Below are 22,800 nucleotides of genomic sequence, written 5' to 3'. Positions count from 1 at the left end.
GTTTGGTGGCGATAGCGGAGGGGTTCCACACGTACCCATCCCGAACACGACCGTTAAGCCCTCCAGCGCCGATGGTACTTGGACCGCAGGGTCCTGGGAGAGTAGGACGTTGCCAAGCAACAAGTAAAGAGGACCATGATCTCATTGAGATCATGGTCCTTTTTATGTATTTTAACGATCACTATCGATTCCTAAGGTTGACAGAAAGAAAAGGCTTTGCGACACTCTAAGTGCACAATCTTTTTATGGAAACATAAGTATACGAGCGAGGTGGCGAGGCTATGGAGATCAGACAATTACGAAGTGAGGAATTTGAAGCTGCTATTGAATTATCCCAATATGCTTTTCAGTTTACAATGTCTCCGGAGGATCTGGAGAAATCCAAGAAAAGGTTTAAGCCAGAACAAGCATGGGGCATCTTTGACGGACTTGACTTGAATGCTAAGCTGACCTTGCTGCCTTTGCAGGTATACATACATGGTCAGGTTTTTGAGATGGGTGGTATCGCAGGTGTGGCAACATGGCCGGAAAAGCGTCGCGGGGGCATGGTTTCACGTTTGTTGACGCATGCGCTTAAAGAGATGAAGTCTGCGGGACAAAGCCTTTCATTTCTGCATCCATTCTCCTTTGCCTTCTATCGTAAATTTGGATGGGAAACGTATACTGAGTACAAAAAGTATGTTATCCCGATTGACAAATTTCCTGCTAAGCTTAAGACAGAAGGTACAGTCAAGCGGGATATAAAAGATGTTTCTGAACTGAACCAAGTGTATCAAGCGTATGCTTCGTGTTATAATGGCACGCTGGTACGGGATAAGGAATGGTGGCAGGAGCGGATTCTAAATAAGAACTATCGAACCGTAGTTTATTATTCTGAAGCAGGCACCCCACAGGGATATGCACTATACAAAATTGAAGATAAGCAGCTGAATTGCGATGAAATGGTATATGAGAATGAAACAGCACGTCGGGCCTTATGGACTTATTTTGCAAATCATGACTCCATGATAACCCAAGGTAAATTTATTTACGTTCCTGCAGATGACAATCTGCCATTTTTACTCGATGATCCACGAGTTCAACAGGAAACGGTGCCTTATTTTATGGGTCGGATTGTGGATGCAGCTGCTTTTGTAGAGAAATACCCTTTTGAGGCAATTGGAGAGGAAACACGCTTGACCTTGAATCTGTCAGATCGTTATGCCCCATGGAATGAAGGAGTATGGACATTGACGATAAACGCGGAAGGACGAGGACATTTAGAGAGTGTAGATACAAGCAATTCTTCCGAAAACTTCGTTGCAACTGACTTGAGTCTTGATATCCAGTCGTTGACGACCCTGATGCTTGGCTATCAACGGGCTGATGATCTATATAAGTGGGGGCGTGTTGAAGGACGTGGTGAGTCTGTGTCTGCACTGAAACGTGTAATACCAGTAAAACAGACGTTTTTGTTGGATTTTTTCTAATCCCGGCCCAGATTTTATTCGAGAAACTGGTGGTATTGACGCCGGGAAGCACGATCCATTTGTGTAGTAGTACGAGAGTGGCATAGTGGGAAACTTTCAAGATGGTTAGCTTTTAAGTTTCAGTTTATTTAATGCTTTTTTAGGACTCTTTCCAGAATGGAGAGAGTTTTTTTCTTATATTGTATAAAACATAATTAGATTGCGAAAAATGGTATTGACCCCTTGGCAAAAATGAAAAGTATGCTATAATGTGAATATAGTCAAAGAAAGTCAAAGTCAATTGAATCTAGTGTGATCCATTCCAAGGTAATTATGCTGATTGATTGGCCGTATAAAGTATTTTAACAGCAAGAAGCTAGCGAAGATCGAAATCATTTGTGGATAGTTAGAAGCTGCCTCTTATCAACATAAGAGAAGTGTATGATTTTTCGCAAATATAGGTCACACTAGAGACTAAACGGCACGTGTTCAAGAGATGCAGTAGGCTGAGAAGTCCTGATACAGCTTAGATTCGTGACTTTACCGTTTGGTTAAGTTCAATATACGGCGGACTCTGTGGAGCGTGAAATGTACTTGAATACTTGCGTTTCCGTTAGTGGAGGATGATGAAATGCGCAATGTTTCCGATATTATTGAACAATATTTGAAGAACATATTGCTGGAAAGTCCCCAGGGTTTAGTGGAGATTCAGCGTAATGATTTGGCTGACCACTTTTCCTGCGTGCCGTCGCAGATCAATTATGTAATTAGTACCCGTTTTACGCTGGAAAAAGGCTATGTGGTGGAAAGTAAGCGTGGTGGTGGGGGCTACATTCGCATTCAGCGAATTCAGTTGCCTGCACAGCATGCGATCCACACACACCTTCATCAGAGCATCGGGGAGGAAATTAGCCAATCGGCGGCAGAAGGACTGATTTATCAGTTGGAGGAAGCTCATTTTTTAAGTAAAAGAGAAGCATGTTTAATGAAGGCCGCTTTATCGAGGGATACATTATTACTGAAGCTTCCCTATCGTGACCAACTGCGGGCAAGGTTGCTTAAAGCTATGCTGATCTCGCTGCTGGCGACCAAATAGCTAGTAGCCATTAACCAGTGAATAGAGATTTGCGATTCAGATGTAGGGATTTGTGAAAATCCAGACGTTGAAGGAGGTGCTTTTATGCTGTGCCAAGAATGTAATATGCGGCCGGCAACTTTGCATTTCACCAAAATTGTGAATGGCGAAAAGACAGAGTTTCATTTTTGTGAGACGTGTGCAAGGGAAAAAGGGGAGATGATCCCCGGAACACCTAACGGCTTTTCGATTCATAGCTTGTTGTCGGGGATGCTGGATTTTGACTCCAGCACCAAGAGCCAGTCTCCAGGCCACACTGGTCCACAAAATCTGCAATGCAAGGATTGTGGCATGACCTATACACAGTTTAGTAAACTGGGGCGTTTTGGGTGCCCGTCGTGCTACCAATATTTTGACAGTCGTCTGGACCCTCTGTTCAAGCGTGTGCATGGCAGCACAGGTCATGTGGGTAAAGTTCCGGTCCGGACTGGAGGCCGATTGAAGGTTAAACGGCAAATTGACGATTTGAAAAAAGAGATGCAACAGCATATTGTACAGGAAGAATTCGAGGCAGCTGCTGAGCTTAGGGACCAAATCAGAAAGCTTGAAAAAGAAATGACTGAAGAGTAAAGTTTGTGAAGAGTAGGAGGGAATGCGTGATGCCCAATATCCGATTTACGGAAAAGCCGCTAAGTGATTGGATGCGTGGTGATGCTGCGGATTCGGAGATTGTCATTAGCAGTCGGGTAAGAATTGCGCGTAACTTGCAACATCTGCCTTTTCCCATGCTTGCAACCAATCAGCAGTCGGAAGAAGTGCTCCAACGCTTGACGGATATCCTTCAGTATGATGATTTGGGTCGTTTTGGTACTTTTCATACCTTGAAAATATCTGAGTTGGATGAGATCGACAAGCAGGTACTGGTTGAGAAGCATTTGATTAGTCCTAATTTGGCGAACGAATCTCGTAACGGTGCTGTGTTGATTAGTGATGATGAATCGGTTAGTGTTATGATAAACGAAGAGGATCATCTGCGTATTCAGTGCTTGTATCCGGGATGTCAGGTTAGAGAAGCTTGGGAACGAGCTATGGTCATTGATGATGCATTTGAAGCGCATGTTGATTATGCATTTGATGATCGGAGAGGTTTTCTGACCAGTTGTCCGACAAATGTCGGCACAGGTATGAGAGCTTCCGTGATGATGCATCTGCCCGCATTAGTCATGACTCACCAAATCAATCGTATATTGTCCGCTGTTTCACAGGTAGGTCTTACGGTTCGCGGTATTTATGGTGAAGGCAGCGAAGCGGTCGGTAATTTGTTTCAGATATCCAATCAGATTACATTAGGACAAACCGAAGCGGAGATTATTGAAAATCTACATGGCGTGGTGCTGCAAATTATAGAGCACGAGCGTTCTGCCAGAGAACGGCTGATGAATGAGTCCATGCTGCGAATTACAGATCGAGTGATGCGTTCATTCGGTATTTTGTCATATGCAGCGGTGCTGGATTCGAAGGAGGCTGCGCAGCGGCTGTCCGATGTACGTCTCGGTGTGGATTTAGGGATTTTGGAGCGTCCATCCATCGCAGCGATGAATGAGCTGAATGTGATGACCCAACCCGGATTCCTGCAAAAAAGCTTTGGCGATAAAATGAACACCGGTGAGCGCGATATGTACCGGGCGAAGCTGATCCGGCAAAAATTAGGCACAACCCTTTAATATATAGTTTTATCTGAAATACACACTGTGGAGGTGCAGGATATATGATGTTTGGAAGATTTACGGAACGTGCACAAAAAGTGCTTGCCTTGGCCCAGGAAGAAGCAGTTCGATTGGGACATAACAACATTGGCACAGAGCACATTTTGCTCGGCCTTATTCGTGAAGGTGAAGGAATAGCAGCCAAAGCCTTGATCGGTTTAGGGCTGGGACTGGAAAAAATCCAGGATGAAGTGGAGACGCTTATTGGACGCGGTCAAGAGCAACCGACGAACATTGCCTATACCCCACGCGCCAAAAAGGTCATCGAGCTGTCCATGGATGAAGCGCGTAAACTGGGTCATACCTATGTGGGCACAGAGCATATTTTGCTCGGTCTCATTCGTGAAGGCGAAGGCGTAGCGGCCCGTGTACTGAACAATCTGGGCATCAGTCTGAACAAAGCGCGTCAGCAAGTGCTTCAATTGCTCGGCAGCAGCGAGGCGGTTTCCAGCCATCACGGTGCTCCGGCTAATGTCAGCACACCAACCCTGGATAGTCTCGCACGTGATCTGACGGCATCTGCGAAGGAAAACAACTTGGACCCTGTTATTGGGCGCAGCAAGGAAATCGAGCGTGTCATTCAGGTGCTCAGCCGTCGTACTAAGAACAATCCGGTTCTGATTGGTGAGCCTGGTGTAGGTAAAACGGCGATTGCCGAAGGACTGGCACAAAAAATTATAGCAAATGAGATTCCTGAAACGCTGCGCGACAAACGCGTAATGACACTCGATATGGGCTCTGTGGTAGCAGGCACCAAGTATCGTGGTGAATTTGAGGATCGTTTGAAAAAAATTATGGACGAGATTCGTCAAGCCGGAAACATTGTATTGTTCATTGATGAGCTGCATACGCTGATCGGTGCTGGTGGAGCGGAAGGTGCAATTGATGCCTCCAACATCCTGAAGCCTGCATTGGCGCGTGGCGAACTGCAATGCATCGGTGCAACAACACTGGATGAATACCGTAAATATATTGAGAAGGATGCTGCTTTGGAGCGTCGTTTCCAACCGATTACTGTGGATCAGCCTTCTCCGGAAGAAGCAATTCAAATTTTGTATGGTCTGCGTGACCGTTACGAAGCGCATCATCGTGTGAAAATCACGGATGAGGCTATTGAAGCAGCAGTAAAATTGTCTGACCGTTATATCACCGACCGCTTTCTGCCGGATAAGGCCATTGACCTTATTGACGAAGCGGGTTCCAAGGTAAGGCTGAATTCCTACACCGTACCGCCAAACCTGAAACAGCTGGAAAACCGTCTCGAAGATATCCGTAAGGAAAAGGATTCAGCGGTACAAAGCCAGGAGTTTGAAAAGGCAGCAGCGTTGCGTGATACAGAACAAAAAATTCGTGAAGAGCTGGATGTTACGAAAAACCAATGGAAAGAACAACAGGGTCGTACAGATTCCGAAGTTACGCCGGAGGATATCGCTCAGGTCGTTGCAATCTGGACAGGTGTTCCAGTTAGCAAGCTGAAAGAGGAAGAGACACACCGATTGCTGAATATGGAACAGCTGCTGCATGAACGGGTGATTGGACAGGACGAAGCTGTTAAGGCGGTAAGCCGGGCCATTCGCCGGGCACGCGCTGGTCTGAAAGATCCGAAGCGTCCGATCGGCTCATTTATTTTCCTCGGTCCAACTGGAGTTGGTAAAACCGAATTGGCACGTGCATTGGCTGAATCCATGTTCGGAGATGAAAATGCGGTTATCCGTATCGATATGTCCGAATATATGGAGAAGCACTCCACGTCCCGTCTGGTAGGAGCGCCTCCAGGGTATGTTGGATATGAAGAAGGCGGCCAACTGACCGAGAAGGTACGTCGTAAGCCTTACTCTGTTGTGTTGCTGGATGAAATCGAAAAAGCACACCCAGAAGTATTCAATATTCTGCTGCAAGTGCTGGAAGATGGACGTCTGACGGATTCCAAAGGACGTGTTGTTGACTTCCGCAACACACTCATCATCCTGACCTCCAATGTTGGTGCACAGGCGATCAAACGTAACTCCACGCTTGGCTTTACGGCTGTTGTGGACGCTGGAGCGGATTACGATAACATGAAGGGCAAAGTGATGGATGAACTGAAGAAAAGCTTCCGTCCTGAGTTCTTGAACCGGATTGATGAAATTATCGTTTTCCATTCTCTTGAAGAAAAACATATCGCCGAAATCGTGTCGCTCATGTCTGAGGAGCTGCGTAAGCGCCTAAACGAGTACGAGGTGGACTTTGAACTGACAGACAAGGCTAAGACCTTCCTTGCGAAGGAAGGCTTCGATCCGGCTTATGGTGCGCGTCCATTGCGTCGTGCAATCCAGAAGCATATTGAGGATCGTCTGTCCGAGGAACTGTTGTCTGGAAATATTAGCAAAGGTGATTCTCTGCTCATTGATGAGGAGAACGGTGCATTGGCAGTAACGAAGAAGGATAACGTATCCGCGAAGTCCTAAAACGTTTTACTAAATAAAGTTGTGCAAAAGGGTGTCTCGCAGGCTGAAAAGCCATTGCGAAGGCACCTTTTTTGTGTATTGAACACTGTGAAAGTGTTGGATAAATGCTTTGGAAAAGTTTGTGATATCGCTTTACGTCCGCCAAGCTTCAATGGTAAACTTTTATTGTTACAGCTCTTTCCGGGCTGTAAAAGATAAATTTGACATTATTCGTCGTCAATAAGGAGCCAGGGATCAAAGTATGGCTAAAGTGAAAACTAAATTTTCCTGCACCGAATGCGGGTATGAATCGCCCAAATGGTACGGAAAATGTCCTGGATGCCAGGCATGGAATTCCATGGTGGAAGAAACGGAAAGCATTGTAAAAACTCAAGGAATGGGTTCTTCCCTTCTTACTCATAGCACAAAAGATAAGCCGCTACCTATTATTGAGGTAGAGAGTGGCAAAGAAGCACGAATTTTGACGGGAATTGGCGAATTGAATCGTGTGCTCGGCGGAGGTGTAGTGCCAGGGTCCCTTGTTCTGGTGGGCGGTGATCCGGGAATTGGCAAATCTACGCTTATGCTACAAACATCTAATGAACTCGCTTTAACCGGTTTAAAGGTGCTGTACGTGTCTGGTGAGGAGTCGGTTCGTCAAACGAAGCTGCGTGCAGACCGTCTGGGTGCTTTGTCTCCCAATTTATACGTATTATGTGAGACAAATTTGGAGACGATTGAAGAAGCAGTGGACAGCTTGAAGCCCGAGTTTTTGGTGATCGACTCTATTCAGACCGTATATTTGCCTGAGGTGACAAGTGCGCCGGGGAGTGTGGCTCAGGTGCGGGAGTGTACTTCACGCTTTATGCGAATTGCCAAGGGACTAGGTATTGCTACGGTACTGGTAGGACATGTGACCAAAGAAGGGGCAATTGCAGGTCCGCGTCTGTTGGAGCATATGGTCGATTGCGTGCTTTATTTTGAAGGAGAGCGTCATCACACGTATCGGCTGCTGCGTGCAGTTAAGAACCGTTTCGGTTCTACGAATGAAATTGGTATTTTTGAAATGGCTGAAAGTGGTTTGCGTGAGGTGGCTAATCCTTCTGAGCTTTTCCTGTCCGAACGACCACTGGGGGTGGCTGGTTCCACTGTCGTAGCCAGTGTGGAAGGAACCCGACCTGTGCTGGTTGAGCTGCAGGCACTGATTGCAGCCACGCATTTTCCTTCTCCACGCCGAATGGGTACAGGAATCGACCATCATCGGATGGGATTAATCATCGCTGTGCTGGAAAAGCGGATGGGCATGTTTTTGCAAAATCAGGATGCCTATCTTAATGTAGCCGGAGGTGTGAAGCTGGATGAGCCTGCAGTGGATTTGGCTATAGCGGTGAGCATCGCTTCCAGCTTTCGGGATGCCCCTACCAAGCCATACGATGTGATTTTTGGCGAAGTAGGGCTGACAGGCGAGGTGCGAGCTGTATCCCGAGCAGAGCAGCGAGTGAGGGAAGCGGAGAAGCTGGGATTCAAACGGGTGATCATGCCGGAGAAAAGCTTGAAGGGCTGGACACATCCGAAAGGGATACAAATTATAGGAGTAGCAACGGTGGCAGATGCATTGGCAGCCGCATTAGATTAGGGGGCAATGAGAATGAAAGAAGCGAGCCAACTGGATAAAATGAACGATTTGCTGCGGCTTGTGGCACCGGGAACTCCCTTTCGCGACGGATTGGAAAACGTTTTACGTGCTAAAACGGGTGCTCTTCTGGTCGTTGGCTATAGCCCGGAAGTAATGGAAGTCGTGGATGGTGGTTTCTCTATTAACTGTGATTTTTCGCCGAACTATTTGTATGAATTGGCTAAAATGGACGGCGCAATCATATTGAGCGAAGATTTAAAGCGGATTTTATACGCAAATACGCAATTGATTCCTGACTCTTCTATTTCGTCGATTGAAACAGGAATTCGGCACCGGACAGCAGAGCGAGTTGCAAAGCAGACAGGCAAGCTAGTTGTGTCCATTTCTCAGCGGCGTAATATTATCACGTTGTATCAGGGAACGCTACGCTATGCGCTCAAGGAAATCGGAGTCATCTTAACGAAAGCCAATCAGGCGATTCAGACGCTGGAGAAATATAGAGCTGTGTTGGGGCAAGCCTCGACGAATTTGACAGCATCTGAATTCGAAGAACTGGTGACCATGCCGGAGGTCGTTAATGTCATCCAGCGGATTGAAATGGTATTGCGCATTAAAATGGAAATCAAACGCTTTATTAACGAGCTTGGAAACGAAGGCCGACTCATTAGCATGCAGATGGAGGAGCTTGTCAGCAATATAGAGGAAGAAGCCTGGCTGCTGTACAAGGACTATGCTAAAGACGACAGCGACGAGAAAATCCGTGAAATTATACTCGGACTCAAGCGATCTACGGACGACGAGTTGCTGGATGTGAACCATACTGTACGTTTACTTGGTTATCCGTCTTCGGCTGCGACGTCAGAGGAGTATATTGCTGCACGCGGGTATCGGGTGCTGAACAAGATACCGCGTTTGCCGAATGTGATTATTCATAATCTGGTGGAGCGGTTTGGACGTTTTACGCATGTGATGACAGCCACGATTGAAGAGCTGGATGAAGTGGATGGCATTGGAGAGGTTCGTGCGCGTACAATTAAAGAAGGTCTTAAACGGTTGCAGGAGCAAGTTTTCATTGACAGGCAAATGTAAATGTAATACAGTGAAAGGATTATAATGGAACAATTCATACATCGAGGTGAAGAGATGATTACCAAATCAATTCCGAACATGTTTACCTTGGGTAACTTGTTTCTCGGAATGATCGCCATTTTATTGGCCATAGACGGAAAGTACAGTCTTGCCGCTATTATGGTCATTGTCGCCATGTTGTTGGACGGACTGGACGGAAGAATGGCCCGGGCGCTGAATGCCCAGAGCGAATTCGGTAAAGAACTGGACTCCTTATCAGATATGATATCTTTTGGTGTAGCTCCTGCAGTTATTATGTACATGGTTGCTTTTCATGATGCCAATTCGGCTTTGGCTTGGACGGTTACGGCCATTTTTCCGATGTGTGGAGCTTTGCGTTTGGCTCGGTTTAACGTACGCCCCGGTGTACCAGGTTATTTCACCGGTTTGCCAATTCCGGCAGCAGGTGGCGTATTAGCCACTTTGTCCTTATTCCATAATGATATTTCATTGTTATACATGTCGATTGCCATGCTGCTGGTCTCTTATTTGATGGTCAGCTCCATGAGATATCCGAATTTTAAAAAGGTTGGCCTGCCGAAAAAAACGATCTGGATCGCTCCTTGGGTCGTGATTGCAGCAGTAGTGCTGGCTGTTAAATTTCCCGATCAGCTGTCGAAACTGATATTTGTTCCACTGGTGCTGTATGCATTATATGGGATGAAATTGAACATCCGTAAGCTTTCACGCAGACGTGGACGTGATCGGGAGCGTTCCAATCAGGAAGAACAGGACGATCAATACCGTCATTCGCAGCGTTAGTATTGGGCAAGAAACAAATGAGCATTTATTTCCTTGAATCATCTCAGGGAGATAAATGCTTTTTTTATGCATAAAAAAATAAAAACACAGGGTTAGTTGGGCGAAAATTGGATCATACTGGTAAGGAAAGTGGTGTTTATCCAATAAATAGCAGGATGTATGAAAACAAATAAAGGAGGTATAGAGACTCGATGTGGAGAAAGGCTATTTTAACTTTTACAGGATTGTGCGGAGCATGGTTTGGCTATACGTTGTACTATCGGGTAGGAGGAATCGTATCATGGATGCCGCAGTGGTTAAATGATGGTACTTTACCGGGCATGGCCGTTTGGATGATTGCGGGAGCAGTGCTGTTTATGGCTGGTTGCTCATTTGCAGGGGCATCGGTGGCGAATCGGCTGCAGCAGGGTATTGAAGGCTTGGTACGGATACCTATGAATGAGTTGCTGGCAGGTGTAATTGGATTAGCGGTGGGATTGATACTTTCCTTAGCGGTATACCCGCTCTTATCATGGTTGGGAGCACCTGGTCAACTAATTCAGACAGCCGTTACCATTGTAGGCGGATATGTAGGATTGATGGTTGGTCTGGAAAAGCGGGACGAGCTGTCATCCTTTTGGAGCTCTGGCTTTTTTGGCCGGGGGACAGGCGTAGAAGAACGTAAGCTGGAGGAACATAAAATTTTGGACACCAGCGTCATTATAGATGGGCGCATTGCGGATATTTGCAAGACAGGTTTTATTGAGGGGACGATTGTGATTCCTGAATTTGTGTTGGAGGAGCTTCAGCATATTGCAGATTCATCTGATTTACTTAAGCGTAATCGTGGACGTCGGGGTCTGGATATTTTGAATAAAATCCAAAAAGAGCTGGATGTGAATGTGCTCATTTATGAAGGGGATTTTGAGGAAATTTCAGAGGTCGACAGTAAGCTGGTCAAGCTGGCAAAGGTGCTGGAGGGTAAAGTTGTAACCAATGATTTTAACCTGAATAAGGTATGTGAGCTTCAAGGTGTATCGGTGCTGAACATTAACGATTTGGCGAATGCAGTCAAGCCTGTCGTACTGCCCGGTGAGGAAATTATGGTACAGATTATTAAAGACGGCAAGGAGCATGGACAGGGTGTAGCCTATCTGGATGATGGTACGATGATTGTTGTAGAGGGCGGACGTGACTATATCGGTTCCCTGATGGAGGTGCTGGTCACAAGTGTACTTCAGACCTCTGCAGGTCGTATGATCTTTGCTAAACCGAAATTATTGGAAAAAGCTCAATAAACGCGGTATGATGAAGTAGATGTGTTATCATACGGATCGTACAAGTACGATTAGGGCAGGAGTTATTTCAATGAACAATCGGGTAGGAGTCGTTATTGTAGCGGCCGGGCGCGGCTCCCGTATGGGGACGCAGGAGAGTAAGCAATTTCTGCTTTTGCGGGATAAGCCCATCTTCATACATACACTTGAAATATTTGCAGCTATGCCCGAAGTGGATGAAATGGTGATGGTGACGGGAGCTGAAGATGTGGAGCGCTGTCGGGAATGGATTCGTCAATACCAGATCGGTAAAGAGGTGCAGGTAGTAGCTGGTGGCAGTGAACGCCAACACTCGGTGTATCGCGGCCTGCGCCACCTGCATGCGGATTGGGTGATGGTGCATGATGGTGTGCGCCCATTGATCCAGCCTGAGCTTGTACGTTCATGTCTGGAGGCGGCCCAGCGTACCGGTGCTTCTGTAGCGGCAGTACCTGTAAAGGATACAGTCAAGCAAGTGAACGGGGATGGTATCATTACAGCAACGCCGGATCGCCGAAGTCTGTGGAGCATTCAAACGCCACAGACTTTTCGTCTTTCCGATTTGCTTCGTGCCTATGAGGAAGCGGAGCAGGCGGGATTTTTGGGAACAGATGATTCTATGTTGGTGGAGCGGCTAGGCATTCCGGTTACGGTTGTTCAAGGCAGCTACAAGAACATCAAAATTACTACGCCTGAGGATTTGGACATGGCGGCGTTATGGGTAAAGACAGAGGGAGAGGATATCAAGTGATCAGAGTAGGACAAGGATTTGACGTTCACCAGCTGGTGGAAGGAAGGCCATGCATCATCGGAGGCGTGAATATTCCGTATGAAAAAGGTTTGCTGGGTCATTCCGATGCAGATGTGCTGCTGCATGCCATTACCGATGCAATCCTTGGCGCGCTTGGCTTGGGAGACATCGGAAAGCATTTTCCGGATAACGACCCGGAATTTAAGGATGCCGACAGCCTGAAGCTGCTGGAGCATGTCTGGGGCCTGGCTAAAGAGCGGGGATATCGCTTGGGGAATATCGATTCTACGATTATTGCGCAAAAGCCCAAGATGGCATCGTACATCCCGCAGATGAGTGAAGTCATCGCCCGCGCGCTGGAAGCAGAGGAGCCATCCCAGGTCAATGTCAAGGCGACTACGACAGAGCAGCTTGGCTTTACCGGGCGGGGCGAAGGGATCGCGGCTCAATCGGTTGTCTGTCTTATCAAATAAATGCTATCATCTTGAGTAATTCAATTTGGAGGAGATTATATGAGCTCGGAAGTTCGTGTACGCTATGCACCAAGCCCTACAGGACATTTGCATATTGGAAATGCCAGAACGGCATTATTTAATTATTTGTTTGCCCGCAATCAAGGCGGGAAATTTATTATTCGCATCGAAGATACAGATGTAAAGCGGAATATTGAGGGTGGAGAGGAAAGCCAGCTTAAATATTTGAAATGGTTGGGCATGGACTGGGATGAGAGTGTAGACGTGGGAGGCGAGTTTGGACCTTATCGCCAGACCGAACGCTTGGACATATACAAAACATACTGGCAGGATTTGCTGGATCGTGGTTTGGCCTACCGCTGCTACTGCACGGAGGAGGAACTGGAACGCGAGCGTGAGGAGCAGACGGCACGTGGGGAGACACCACGCTATTCTGGAAAGCACCGTGACTTAACAGAAGAACAGTGTCAGGCATTTGAGGCAGAGGGCCGTGTGCCAAGCATTCGTTTTCGTGTACCGGAAGACCGTGAGTATACGTTTGACGATATCGTTAAAGGTCAAATTACGTTCAATTCCAAGGAGAGCGGCGATTTTGTTATCGTCAAAAAAGACGGTATTCCGACATATAACTTCGCTGTAGCAGTTGATGATTATTTGATGAAAATATCACATGTACTACGGGGTGAGGATCATGTTTCCAATACACCGCGGCAGTTGATGATTTTTGAAGCTCTCGGCTGGGAGCCTCCACGCTTTGGTCATATGACGCTGATCGTAGGCGAGGATCACAAAAAGCTCAGCAAACGTAACGAGTCCATTATTCAGTTCATGGCGCAGTATGACAAGTTGGGCTATCTGCCGGAAGCTATATTCAACTTTATTGCGCTGCTGGGCTGGTCCCCGGAAGGCGAAGAAGAGATCTATGATCGGGAGCAACTGATTTCAATTTTCGATCCCAATCGTTTGTCCAAAAGTCCGGCCGTATTTGATACAAACAAACTTGCTTACCTGAACAATCACTATATTAAAAAGGCTGATCCTGAACGGATTGCCAGCATGGCGATTCCTCATTTGCAGGCAGCGGGGCTGTTGCCGGCCGAATTGTCGGCGGAACAGCAGGATTGGGCTAAGGCCCTCGTTCGCTTATATCAAGAGCAGATGACTTCTGCGTCCGATATTGTAGCGTTGTCTGAGCAGTTTTTCCGTTCACACCTGGAGATGGATGCTGAAGCGGCGGCTGTGCTGGCCGAAGAGCAGGTTCCTGAGGTACTCAGAGCCTTTGCCAGCAAGGTTGAAGCAAGCGAGGAATTTACTGCTCCGCAAATGGCCAAGCTGATTAAGGAAGTGCAAAAGGAAACCGGCTTTAAGGGTAAACAGCTGTTCATGCCGATTCGTGTGGCGCTTACAGGCCAAACTCATGGTCGGGATCTGAACGAAACCATCTATTTGCTTGGACGTGACAAGGTGTTAAACCGACTTAAGGCACAAATTAAAGGCTGATATTTCTTGTCAATTTGTTGTCTTTTCGCTATAATGACTCCATTGATACGGATTGATATTACGTGTAAAGGCTGCGAACAGGAGAAGTACACTGCATATGGGCATCTGCCAGAGAGGACGGCCGAGGGAAACCCCGGGCTGGAAGCCGTCCAGATGACCTGCGGAGGAAATGCACCTGGGAGCCGTGCGCCCGAACCCTAATCAGCATCAACCGCTGGTTGTGGCAAGGGCGTGCCGAGTCGTTCCCGTTACCGGACGCCAAAGACGGACTTCTCTGCTTTTTAGGCAGTAGATATGTCCGAAGCAGAGTGGAACCACGTTCATGCGTCTCTGCAGCTCAGGCTGCGGAGGCGCTTTTTCATTTTTATCAGATTCAGACTCGTCATAGATTGAAAAATGTCGAAGAGTGCTGATGGATGCGAAAATTGGCGAAACGTGAAGTTTTGTGAAGATGTGGCAAGGATATGGAGGGAATAGGAGGGCGACATGTTCAGACATATCAAATCCGACATTCAGACTGTTTTGGATAATGATCCGGCCGCCCGGAGTAAGCTGGAGGTCATTTTTACGTATTCCGGCGTTCATGCCCTTTGGGCACACCGAATCGCACATTGGTTTTATTTGCGAAACTGGTGTACTGTAGCCCGTGTTATATCTCAAGTATCGCGTTTTATGACAGGCATTGAAATTCATCCTGGCGCTCGTATCGGAGATCGGCTGTTCATTGACCATGGCATGGGGGTGGTCATCGGTGAAACCTGTGAGATCGGCGACGATGTCGTATTGTATCAGGGGGTCACTCTTGGAGGGACCGGAAAAGAGAAGGGGAAGCGCCATCCCACCATTGGGAATAATGTAGTTATAGGCTCTGGCGCCAAGATATTGGGCTCTTTTACAATTGGGGCGCAGTCTAACATTGGCTCCAACTCGGTTGTACTTAAAGAGGTTCCGCCTAATAGTACGGTAGTGGGGATACCGGGGCGAGTGGTCAGACAGGATGGCAGACGTCCAGACCGACTTAGTCATCAGCTGCCTGATCCGGTCGTCGATTCTATACGGGCTCTTCAGTTGGAAATAGAACGATTACGTGCAGAATTGTCTGATTTGAAGGATGAGCAATCTGCTCGGAAACATCAGGTAACCCAAGAGAATAAATTACAAGGATAATTTTCATGAGGGAGGAACATAACGATGCCGCTTCAAATTTATAATACAATGACGAGGAGTCGGGAGCCTTTTGTGCCACAGGAGCCTGGAAAGGTTAAAATGTATGTATGCGGACCTACCGTGTATGATTATATTCATATTGGTAATGCACGACCTGTAATTGTGTTTGACGTGGTACGCAGCTACCTGGAGTATTTGGGCTATGATGTGAACTATGTAGTAAATTTTACAGATGTCGATGATAAGCTGATCCGTAAAGCTCGGGAACTTGATATGGAGGTTCCGGCAGTTGCCGAGAAATTTATTGCAGCCTATCATGAGGATCTGACCGGATTGAATGTTCCTGCTGCCAGCATAAATCCGCGCGTAACAGAGAGCATGGAGCTGATCATTGATTTTATTAAGGAACTGGTAGACAAAGACTATGCCTATGAGAATGATGGCGATGTGTTCTATCGGACCAAAAAGTTCAAAGATTACGGACAACTGTCAGGCCAAAATCTGGAGGAGCTACAGTTCGGAATTCGCATCCATGTGGATGAGCGTAAGGAAAATGCCGAGGATTTTGTACTCTGGAAGGCAGCAAAGCCGGGAGAAATTTATTGGTCGAGCCCTTGGGGAGATGGACGACCGGGTTGGCATATCGAATGCTCAGCTATGGCTCGCCATTATTTGGGGGATACGCTGGACATCCATGGAGGCGGACAGGATTTGCAATTTCCGCATCATGAATGTGAATGCGCGCAATCCGAAGCGATTACGGGTAAGCCATTGGCCCGCTACTGGATGCATAACGGATACATTCGCATTGATAATGAAAAAATGTCGAAATCGCTCGGTAATGGTATTTTGGTTAAAGATCTGCGTGCTCGTCATAAGCCCGAGGCTTTACGCTATTTTATGCTGTCGACACATTACCGCAATCCGTTGAACTACAACCAAGAGACGATGAGTCAGGCGGAGAACAGTGTCGAACGGATTGCCAATGCAGTTGCCAACGTAAAGCATCGTTTAGCCAATGCTTTGAAAGGTGATGAAGAAGTATCGGCTGAGTTGCAAACGAAGCTTGACGGGATTCTGCAGCAGTTTGGCGAAAAAATGGATGATGACTTCAATACACCTGATGCGATTACTGCGGTATTCGAATGGGTCAGCGAAGCCAACCATTTGTTGCAGCGTGATGTTGTCAATCAGGCGGAATTGAAGGCCGTGTTGCATACCTTCTATTCGATGAATAAAGTACTTCGTATATATTCGGAACCAGTAGAAGAGCTGCTGGATGATGAAATTGAGCAATTAATCGCTGAACGTGTCGAAGCTCGTAAAACCAAAAACTGGGGCAGAGCTGATGAAATTCGCGATCTGCTGGCTGCTAAAGGTATTGTGCTTGAGGACACAGCGCAGGGTATGCGGTGGCGTCGAAAATGAGTGATAAGCCACTGAATACGGGGGCTTTGGAGGACGTGGGCAACTGGTTCCCGTATCCTGCGTCCAAACCGGCCCGCCTGATGCCTCCCATTGCGTTAGCTTACATTGGCGATGCCGTGTATGAGGTCGCCGTCCGTCAATATTTGTTGGCACAGCCCAACCTGCGCCCCAATCATTTGCATCGCCGAGCCACAGGGCTGGTCTCCGCGAAGGCGCAGAGCCGTATGCTGGGACTGCTGGAAAAGGTGCTGACGGAGGAAGAGTGCGACATTGTCCGGCAAGGAAGAAACGCCAAGTCAGGAAGCCTGCCCAAAAATGCGGATGTACTTGAGTACCGTCACGCGACTGCGCTGGAGGCACTGATCGGCTTTCTCTATAGCGATGGGCGCTTGTACAGATTGAGAGAATTGATCACGTACGGTATTGCACAAATGGAAAATACAGAAAAATCATAATTGGGAACGAATCAGATGGATTTAGCATCTGGCGTTTCCCGGGAGGAAGCTAGATATGGAAGAAGAATGGATTGCCGGTAAGCATTCGGTAACGGAGGCATTACGTTCAGGCAGAACGATCAATAAAATATGGATTGCAGACAATGCGCAAAAGCATTTGACACTACCGATTACAGCTGAGGCCAAAAAAGCAGGGATCATCGTTCAGCAGGTGGACAAGCGTAAGCTGGATCAAATGGTGCCGGGGATTCAGCATCAGGGAGTGGTTGCACAGGCTGCGCCTTTTGCCTATGCTGAAGTGGAAGAATTGCTCACCAATGCCCGCAATAAAGGGGAAGAGCCGTTTTTGATTTTACTCGATGAAATTGAAGACCCACATAATCTGGGCTCAATCCTTCGTACAGCGGACTGCACAGGGGTGCATGGTGTTATTGTGCCCAAAAGACGTTCGGCAGCCGTAACTGCAACGGTGTCCAAAACGTCGGCAGGTGCTGCTGAGTATGTCCCGGTGGCGCGTGTGAATAATTTGGGGCAAACCATTGATCGTCTTAAAGAAGAAGGGGTATGGGTAGTTGGCACGGATGTGGCAGCGACCGACCCTGTTTTTGGGAATGGAGTATTCACGGGGCCGGTAGCCATTGTCATTGGCAACGAAAATAAAGGAATGGGTCGTTTGATTCGTGAAAAATGCGACGTGCTCGTCAAGCTGCCGATGGCGGGGCAAATCAATTCCCTGAATGCTTCTGTAGCTGCAGGTGTCGTTATGTACGAAGTATTGCGCGGACGACAGGCACGGGGCTAACGATATGGCTGACACGCGGGATGTTCTGCTTGTGGACGGTTACAACATGATTGGAGCCTGGCCCGAACTTTCCGCACTGGTAGAATCTGGTATGCAAGAAGCGAGGGACAGACTTCTCGAACGACTCGCGGATCATCAGGCGTATTCCGGCAGAAGAGTCATCGTCGTATTTGATGCTTACAGGGTGCCAGGATTGGGTAAAACTTTTGCCCAGAGTAAAGTCCAGATTTATTTTACGAGAGAAAAAGAGACAGCAGACGAGTGCATCGAGCGATTGGTTCGGGAACTAAGCGGCAAGAGGAGAAGCATTTACGTAGCGACAAGTGATCAGGTAGAGCAGCATGTCGCTTTTGGCCAGGGAGCACTCAGAGTATCGGCACGGGAACTGCTAATCGAGATTGAGGAATCTGAAAGGGAAGTACAAAAGCGAATTCAGCAGGATAGCGCCAAATTGTCCCGTAACTCGCTGGATGCCAAGTTGAGCCCGGAGCTTCGAAAGTTGTTTGAACGATGGAGAAGAGAATAATCCAGTAATTGGTCGCCCCTCCATTTTGAAACCATTGACAATTTTGTTAGCGCTCTTCTTTTTTAGGCTGTTGTGGTTGACGGTATCAGGTTGCATCGCGTATACTTGTCGTATATTTGAGAGAGTAACGGGTACCTTGCGTTGCAGCCGGAGGGATTGTTAGTGAGTGTGGACCTCAAGGATATCATGTTGTCAAAGTTTGATTACAAAAATGATGAAGACATTGTCGGAGCAGTCCATGAAGGTGATGGGGAGGCGCTGGAGTTTCTGATTAATAAGTACCGGAACTTTGTGCGGGCCAAGGCCAGATCCTACTTCCTGATCGGCGCTGATCGCGAGGATATTATTCAGGAGGGCATGATTGGTCTCTACAAATCCATTCGTGATTTTAAGGGAGACAAGCTTTCTTCGTTCAAGGCCTTTGCCGAGTTATGCATTACGCGACAGATTATTACGGCAATCAAGACGGCTACACGACAAAAGCACATTCCCCTGAATTCTTACGTATCTCTGGACAAGCCCATCTATGATGAAGAGTCAGACCGGACGTTGCTCGATGTGATTTGCGGAACACAAGTAAGTGACCCTGAGGAATTAATTATTAATCAGGAAGAGTTTGTGGGGCTCGAAGACAAGATGTCGGAAATTCTGAGCGAGCTGGAACGAAAGGTACTTATGCTGTATCTGGACGGACGTTCGTATCAGGAGATTGCAGAGGATCTTGACCGCCATGTAAAATCGATTGATAATGCACTGCAACGGGTCAAGCGTAAACTTGAAAAGTATCTGGAAGTAAGGGATAGTTGAAAGTAGAGGCTGACAAGGAAAGGCTCGAGTCTGAGTCTTTTTTTATTCGATAAGAGCAGGAACCGCAGGTTTATATGTGTTGAAAATGATTTATACTAAAAAATATGAATAATAGATGTCGCTTGGATCTTGAAGCGGTTTTTCAGGGAATATCTTCTAAGGATGAACAGATGTTAAAATGCACCACAGTTGAGACTGCAAAATGTATGCAAACATTCGTTGACATGGAAAACCCCGTGTGATAAAGTGTTTTAGGTAGGCCTAAATTCGCGGTTTTTTTAGGATCAATTAAGAGACTTCCGGTGTTGGATGTCTTCGGGAGGTGCACATCATGCGGGTAATTATTACTTTGGCTTGTACAACTTGCAAACAAAGAAATTACACAACGACGAAAAACAAGCGTAATCACCCCGACCGCATGGAGATGAAGAAATTCTGTAAGTCCTGTAACGAACAGACTTCTCATCGGGAAACCAGATAGTTTGTGGAGGTGTAGTCGGCGTGAAAAGCAGTTTCAAGTCTCTGTTTTCCTTTTTCTCTGAAAGCTGGGCTGAACTCAAGAAGGTTCGCTGGCCCAATCGTAAAGAACTGACCAACTATACGCTGATTGTCGTTGGGACGATTGCGTTTATCACGGTTTATTTTTGGGTTCTCGATATCGGCATTTCCGCTGTAATCGAAGCGATTATCTAGGAAGGGTTCCAGGTGGCTTGGTATGGAAAAAAGATGGTACGTCGTTCATACCTATTCAGGGTATGAGAACAAAGTCAAAGCCAATTTGGAAAAACGCGTTGAGTCCATGGGCATGGAAGACAAGATATTCCGTGTTCTTGTTCCAATGGAAGAAGAACTGGTAACCAAGGACGGTAAGAAAAAAACCGTTATGCGTAAAGTATACCCTGGTTATGTCTTAGTCGAAATGGTCCAAACCGACGACTCTTGGTATGTTGTTCGCAACACACCAGGTGTTACGGGATTTGTAGGGTCGACAGGCTCGGGTTCCAAACCGACGCCATTGCTTCCGGAAGAAGTTGAACAGATTCTGAAGCATATGGGCATGGTAGAGCCGAAACCGAAGATTGAATTCGATGTTAAGGAATCCGTGCGAATTAAAGTTGGTCCTTTTGCGAATTTTGTGGGCTCCGTGGAAGAAATTTTGGTTGAGAAGAGTAAGCTTAAGGTTCACGTTAACATGTTTGGACGGGAAACCCCGCTTGAGTTGGATTATACTCAAGTGGAGAAAATATAGATTTTTCTTACAGGTTTCTTGTGGGAGGATCAATAGGTCCGTCTACCACTATTGAGTCAAGGAGGTGTCATCCATGGCAAAAAAGGTAATTAAAATGGTAAAACTGCAGATTCCTGCAGGGAAAGCTAATCCAGCGCCTCCAGTAGGTCCAGCTTTGGGTCAAGCAGGTGTCAACATCATGGCATTCTGTAAAGAGTTCAATGCTCGTACTGCTGATCAAGCAGGCCTGATTATCCCGGTTGAAATTTCGGTATTTGAGGATCGTTCTTTTACGTTCATCACCAAAACTCCACCGGCTGCTGTTCTGTTGAAAGTTGCTGCTAAAATCGAAAAAGGTTCCGGTGAACCGAATAAAACGAAAGTTGCAACTGTAAATCGCGCTGCTGTTCGTCAAATTGCAGAGCAAAAAATGCCTGACCTTAACGCAGCTTCCGTAGAATCGGCAATGCGTATGGTTGAAGGTACTGCTCGCAGCATGGGTATCACCATCGTAGATTAATTTTATTAATCTACGTGTGTCGGCAGTCTGACTGTCCGGCAAGTGTGGGAGGAATATCCGCTAATACCACATAAGGAGGAAAACATAATGGCTAAACATGGTAAGAAGTACCTGGAAGCTGCTAAGCTGATTGACAGCGAAGCAACTTATGAGCCTTTGGAAGCCGTTGAACTGGTGAAAAAGGCTGCAACTGCTAAATTCGACGAAACCGTTGAAGCAGCAGTTCGTCTGGGCGTAGATTCCCGTAAACAAGACCAGGCTGTTCGTGGTGTTGTTGTCCTGCCGCATGGTACAGGTAAAACACAACGCGTTCTGGTATTTGCAAAAGGTGACAAAGTGAAAGAAGCGGAAGCGGCTGGCGCTGATTTTGTTGGCGATCAAGATATGATCAACAAAATCCAACAAGGCTGGTTCGAATTCGACGTCTGCGTTGCGACACCTGATATGATGAGTGAGGTTGGTAAACTGGGTCGTTTGCTCGGTGGTAAAGGTTTGATGCCTAACCCTAAAGCAGGCACAGTTACTTTCGACGTTGCCAAGGCTGTTCAAGAAATTAAAGCCGGTAAAATCGAATACCGTCTCGACAAAGCAGGTCAAATTCACGCACCAATCGGCAAAGCTTCCTTCAGTGCTGAACAACTGAACGAGAACCTTAAAGCCTTGATTGAAGCCTTGAACCGTGCGAAGCCAGCGGCTGCTAAAGGTGTATACCTGAAAAACATCGCTATCTCTTCGACTATGGGACCAAGCGCACGTGTGAACGCTTCTGTTTACAGATAATATTTTGATTGACACGTTCAATCGAATTTGTTATTCTGTAAAAGTTGTGAGTCCTTGTGACTGACCATTAAAGTTGAATATGCTTACCGTAGACAGTAGGTGCTTTCGGGCTTAATTTCCTACCGAGGTGTTATGATAGAACGTTTCATGTGACGGGCTTGTCCCGTCCATGTGGATTTATCAAGCCTTCGTACTCTACGGAGGCTTTTTTCATGCTCAAGAAAGCAGCTTTGGGAGATTGCCGGATCCGGTGTTTCGAACAGAGCGGATAAATTGATCAGGAGGTGTACAGTTTGGCAAATGCAAAGGTGATTCAAGCAAAACAAGAAGCTGTGGAAGTTGTAGCTGCAAAATTACGCGAGAGCGTAACGACTGTGGTTGCGGACTATCGCGGTCTGAATGTTGCCCAAATAACTGAGCTGCGTAAGCAGCTTCGCGAAGCCGGAATCGAATTTCAAGTGCTGAAAAACACGCTGCTTCGTCGCGCAACTGCGGCAGCAGAATTGACTGAACTGGACGCAGTATTGACAGGTCCTACTGCAATCGCGTTCGGCAAAGATGATGCTGTGTCTGCAGCTAAAATCTTGAATGATTTCGCTAAGAGAAACGATGCGCTCGAACTGAAAGGCGGAGTTGTAGAAGGTCGCGTTATCGGTGTTGAGGAAATCAAAGCGCTGGCAGAACTGCCATCCCGCGAAGGTCTCCTTTCTATGCTCCTCAGCGTGCTTCAAGCTCCTATGCGCAACTTCGCGCTTGCAGTTAAAGCTGTTGCGGAAAAAGAAGAGCAAAGCGCATAAGTTAAGGATTAAACCTGCTGTATAGCAGTT

General features: G+C 47.0%; 24 protein-coding genes, 1 rRNA gene and 1 other annotated feature. All 25 genes read left to right on the top strand.

Features of this window, described 5'->3' with window-relative positions:
* Position 1 precedes the first annotated feature (1 nt).
* The 25 genes from rrf (at position 2) to rplJ (ending at position 22,770) form a co-directional block, all read left to right on the top strand.
* Positions 2-118, top strand: a 5S ribosomal RNA gene (gene rrf / locus KQI_RS0121040).
* Positions 119-281: 163 nt separating this feature from the next.
* The gene (locus tag KQI_RS0121035; protein WP_010348838.1) at positions 282-1,469 is read left to right on the top strand and encodes a GNAT family N-acetyltransferase; all 1,188 of its coding nucleotides are present in this window, start codon (positions 282-284) and stop codon (positions 1,467-1,469) included.
* A gap of 610 nt (positions 1,470-2,079) precedes the next feature.
* Positions 2,080-2,544 (top strand): CtsR family transcriptional regulator, encoded by a 465-nt coding sequence (locus tag KQI_RS0121030; protein ID WP_010348837.1) that lies wholly within the window; start codon positions 2,080-2,082, stop codon positions 2,542-2,544.
* A gap of 84 nt (positions 2,545-2,628) precedes the next feature.
* Positions 2,629-3,153, top strand: coding sequence for a protein-arginine kinase activator protein McsA (locus KQI_RS0121025; protein ID WP_010348836.1), 525 nt, complete (start codon positions 2,629-2,631; stop codon positions 3,151-3,153).
* 29 nt (positions 3,154-3,182) lie between these two features.
* On the top strand, positions 3,183-4,247 hold the full coding sequence (locus KQI_RS0121020) for a protein-arginine kinase McsB (protein ID WP_010348835.1): 1,065 nt from the start codon (positions 3,183-3,185) through the stop codon (positions 4,245-4,247).
* Between the two features lie 44 nt (positions 4,248-4,291).
* Positions 4,292-6,736 carry an ATP-dependent protease ATP-binding subunit ClpC gene (gene clpC / locus KQI_RS0121015; RefSeq protein ID WP_010348834.1) on the top strand — a complete coding sequence of 815 codons (2,445 nt, stop codon included), beginning with the start codon at positions 4,292-4,294 and terminating at the stop codon, positions 6,734-6,736.
* A gap of 241 nt (positions 6,737-6,977) precedes the next feature.
* On the top strand, positions 6,978-8,351 hold the full coding sequence (gene radA / locus KQI_RS0121010) for a DNA repair protein RadA (protein WP_007432610.1): 1,374 nt from the start codon (positions 6,978-6,980) through the stop codon (positions 8,349-8,351).
* 12 nt (positions 8,352-8,363) lie between these two features.
* Positions 8,364-9,440, top strand: a complete 1,077-nt coding sequence (gene disA / locus KQI_RS0121005; RefSeq protein ID WP_010348833.1) for a DNA integrity scanning diadenylate cyclase DisA — start codon at positions 8,364-8,366, stop codon at positions 9,438-9,440.
* 54 nt (positions 9,441-9,494) lie between these two features.
* Positions 9,495-10,241, top strand: coding sequence for a CDP-diacylglycerol--serine O-phosphatidyltransferase (gene pssA / locus KQI_RS0121000; RefSeq protein WP_010348832.1), 747 nt, complete (start codon positions 9,495-9,497; stop codon positions 10,239-10,241).
* A 191-nt stretch (positions 10,242-10,432) separates the two neighbouring features.
* Complete coding sequence (locus KQI_RS0120995) at positions 10,433-11,518, top strand: PIN/TRAM domain-containing protein (protein ID WP_010348831.1); 1,086 nt, start codon at positions 10,433-10,435, stop codon at positions 11,516-11,518.
* A 70-nt stretch (positions 11,519-11,588) separates the two neighbouring features.
* Positions 11,589-12,287 (top strand): 2-C-methyl-D-erythritol 4-phosphate cytidylyltransferase, encoded by a 699-nt coding sequence (ispD, locus tag KQI_RS0120990; RefSeq protein ID WP_007432606.1) that lies wholly within the window; start codon positions 11,589-11,591, stop codon positions 12,285-12,287.
* Entirely contained in the window at positions 12,284-12,760 is a 477-nt protein-coding gene (gene ispF / locus KQI_RS0120985; protein ID WP_010348830.1) for a 2-C-methyl-D-erythritol 2,4-cyclodiphosphate synthase, read from the top strand. Before ispD ends, ispF begins: the two co-directional genes overlap by 4 nt.
* Positions 12,761-12,799: 39 nt before the next feature.
* Positions 12,800-14,260, top strand: coding sequence for a glutamate--tRNA ligase (gltX, locus tag KQI_RS0120980; protein WP_010348828.1), 1,461 nt, complete (start codon positions 12,800-12,802; stop codon positions 14,258-14,260).
* Between the two features lie 486 nt (positions 14,261-14,746).
* Positions 14,747-15,427 carry a serine O-acetyltransferase gene (gene cysE / locus KQI_RS0120975; RefSeq protein ID WP_010348827.1) on the top strand — a complete coding sequence of 227 codons (681 nt, stop codon included), beginning with the start codon at positions 14,747-14,749 and terminating at the stop codon, positions 15,425-15,427.
* Positions 15,428-15,451: 24 nt separating this feature from the next.
* Positions 15,452-16,855 (top strand): cysteine--tRNA ligase, encoded by a 1,404-nt coding sequence (gene cysS, locus KQI_RS0120970; RefSeq protein ID WP_010348826.1) that lies wholly within the window; start codon positions 15,452-15,454, stop codon positions 16,853-16,855.
* Entirely contained in the window at positions 16,852-17,310 is a 459-nt protein-coding gene (locus tag KQI_RS0120965) for a Mini-ribonuclease 3 (RefSeq protein WP_010348825.1), read from the top strand. Before cysS ends, KQI_RS0120965 begins: the two co-directional genes overlap by 4 nt.
* 55 nt (positions 17,311-17,365) lie before the next feature.
* Positions 17,366-18,112, top strand: a complete 747-nt coding sequence (gene rlmB / locus KQI_RS0120960; protein WP_010348824.1) for a 23S rRNA (guanosine(2251)-2'-O)-methyltransferase RlmB — start codon at positions 17,366-17,368, stop codon at positions 18,110-18,112.
* Positions 18,113-18,116: 4 nt separating this feature from the next.
* A complete protein-coding gene (locus KQI_RS0120955) occupies positions 18,117-18,638 on the top strand; it encodes an NYN domain-containing protein (protein WP_010348823.1) in 522 nt (173 codons plus the stop codon).
* Positions 18,639-18,800: 162 nt separating this feature from the next.
* On the top strand, positions 18,801-19,445 hold the full coding sequence (gene sigH / locus KQI_RS0120950; protein ID WP_007432598.1) for an RNA polymerase sporulation sigma factor SigH: 645 nt from the start codon (positions 18,801-18,803) through the stop codon (positions 19,443-19,445).
* Positions 19,446-19,776: 331 nt separating this feature from the next.
* Positions 19,777-19,926: a 50S ribosomal protein L33 gene (gene rpmG, locus KQI_RS28120; RefSeq protein ID WP_023990562.1), complete on the top strand. Its 150-nt coding sequence runs from the start codon at positions 19,777-19,779 to the stop codon at positions 19,924-19,926.
* Between the two features lie 20 nt (positions 19,927-19,946).
* Positions 19,947-20,138, top strand: coding sequence for a preprotein translocase subunit SecE (secE, locus tag KQI_RS0120945; protein ID WP_010348821.1), 192 nt, complete (start codon positions 19,947-19,949; stop codon positions 20,136-20,138).
* Positions 20,139-20,160: 22 nt separating this feature from the next.
* Entirely contained in the window at positions 20,161-20,694 is a 534-nt protein-coding gene (gene nusG, locus KQI_RS0120940; RefSeq protein WP_007432596.1) for a transcription termination/antitermination protein NusG, read from the top strand.
* 73 nt (positions 20,695-20,767) lie between these two features.
* Positions 20,768-21,193: a 50S ribosomal protein L11 gene (gene rplK, locus KQI_RS0120935; protein ID WP_007432595.1), complete on the top strand. Its 426-nt coding sequence runs from the start codon at positions 20,768-20,770 to the stop codon at positions 21,191-21,193.
* An 87-nt stretch (positions 21,194-21,280) separates the two neighbouring features.
* Entirely contained in the window at positions 21,281-21,973 is a 693-nt protein-coding gene (gene rplA / locus KQI_RS0120930; protein WP_007432594.1) for a 50S ribosomal protein L1, read from the top strand.
* A gap of 68 nt (positions 21,974-22,041) precedes the next feature.
* Positions 22,042-22,193: a sequence feature (ribosomal protein L10 leader region), on the top strand.
* A 73-nt stretch (positions 22,194-22,266) separates the two neighbouring features.
* A complete protein-coding gene (gene rplJ / locus KQI_RS0120925; RefSeq protein WP_010348820.1) occupies positions 22,267-22,770 on the top strand; it encodes a 50S ribosomal protein L10 in 504 nt (167 codons plus the stop codon).
* The last annotated feature ends 30 nt before the right edge of the window (positions 22,771-22,800 follow it).

The sequence above is a fragment of the Paenibacillus peoriae KCTC 3763 genome, assembly GCF_000236805.1.
GTDB lineage: Bacteria > Bacillota > Bacilli > Paenibacillales > Paenibacillaceae > Paenibacillus > Paenibacillus peoriae.
Note: the sequence above shows the minus strand (reverse complement) of the source record. Positions and strands in the feature narration are given on the sequence as shown.

What these genes read in the sequence shown, in the direction of transcription:
- KQI_RS0121035 (WP_010348838.1), top strand. Translation starts at nt 282, where the DNA reads ATGGAGATCAGACAATTACGAAGTGAGGAATTTGAAGCTGCTATTGAA.
- KQI_RS0121030 (WP_010348837.1), top strand. Translation starts at nt 2,080, where the DNA reads ATGCGCAATGTTTCCGATATTATTGAACAATATTTGAAGAACATATTG.
- KQI_RS0121025 (WP_010348836.1), top strand. Translation starts at nt 2,629, where the DNA reads ATGCTGTGCCAAGAATGTAATATGCGGCCGGCAACTTTGCATTTCACC.
- KQI_RS0121020 (WP_010348835.1), top strand. Translation starts at nt 3,183, where the DNA reads ATGCCCAATATCCGATTTACGGAAAAGCCGCTAAGTGATTGGATGCGT.
- clpC (WP_010348834.1), top strand. Translation starts at nt 4,292, where the DNA reads ATGATGTTTGGAAGATTTACGGAACGTGCACAAAAAGTGCTTGCCTTG.
- radA (WP_007432610.1), top strand. Translation starts at nt 6,978, where the DNA reads ATGGCTAAAGTGAAAACTAAATTTTCCTGCACCGAATGCGGGTATGAA.
- disA (WP_010348833.1), top strand. Translation starts at nt 8,364, where the DNA reads ATGAAAGAAGCGAGCCAACTGGATAAAATGAACGATTTGCTGCGGCTT.
- pssA (WP_010348832.1), top strand. Translation starts at nt 9,495, where the DNA reads ATGATTACCAAATCAATTCCGAACATGTTTACCTTGGGTAACTTGTTT.
- KQI_RS0120995 (WP_010348831.1), top strand. Translation starts at nt 10,433, where the DNA reads ATGTGGAGAAAGGCTATTTTAACTTTTACAGGATTGTGCGGAGCATGG.
- ispD (WP_007432606.1), top strand. Translation starts at nt 11,589, where the DNA reads ATGAACAATCGGGTAGGAGTCGTTATTGTAGCGGCCGGGCGCGGCTCC.
- gltX (WP_010348828.1), top strand. Translation starts at nt 12,800, where the DNA reads ATGAGCTCGGAAGTTCGTGTACGCTATGCACCAAGCCCTACAGGACAT.
- cysE (WP_010348827.1), top strand. Translation starts at nt 14,747, where the DNA reads ATGTTCAGACATATCAAATCCGACATTCAGACTGTTTTGGATAATGAT.
- cysS (WP_010348826.1), top strand. Translation starts at nt 15,452, where the DNA reads ATGCCGCTTCAAATTTATAATACAATGACGAGGAGTCGGGAGCCTTTT.
- KQI_RS0120965 (WP_010348825.1), top strand. Translation starts at nt 16,852, where the DNA reads ATGAGTGATAAGCCACTGAATACGGGGGCTTTGGAGGACGTGGGCAAC.
- rlmB (WP_010348824.1), top strand. Translation starts at nt 17,366, where the DNA reads ATGGAAGAAGAATGGATTGCCGGTAAGCATTCGGTAACGGAGGCATTA.
- KQI_RS0120955 (WP_010348823.1), top strand. Translation starts at nt 18,117, where the DNA reads ATGGCTGACACGCGGGATGTTCTGCTTGTGGACGGTTACAACATGATT.
- rpmG (WP_023990562.1), top strand. Translation starts at nt 19,777, where the DNA reads ATGCGGGTAATTATTACTTTGGCTTGTACAACTTGCAAACAAAGAAAT.
- nusG (WP_007432596.1), top strand. Translation starts at nt 20,161, where the DNA reads ATGGAAAAAAGATGGTACGTCGTTCATACCTATTCAGGGTATGAGAAC.
- rplK (WP_007432595.1), top strand. Translation starts at nt 20,768, where the DNA reads ATGGCAAAAAAGGTAATTAAAATGGTAAAACTGCAGATTCCTGCAGGG.
- rplA (WP_007432594.1), top strand. Translation starts at nt 21,281, where the DNA reads ATGGCTAAACATGGTAAGAAGTACCTGGAAGCTGCTAAGCTGATTGAC.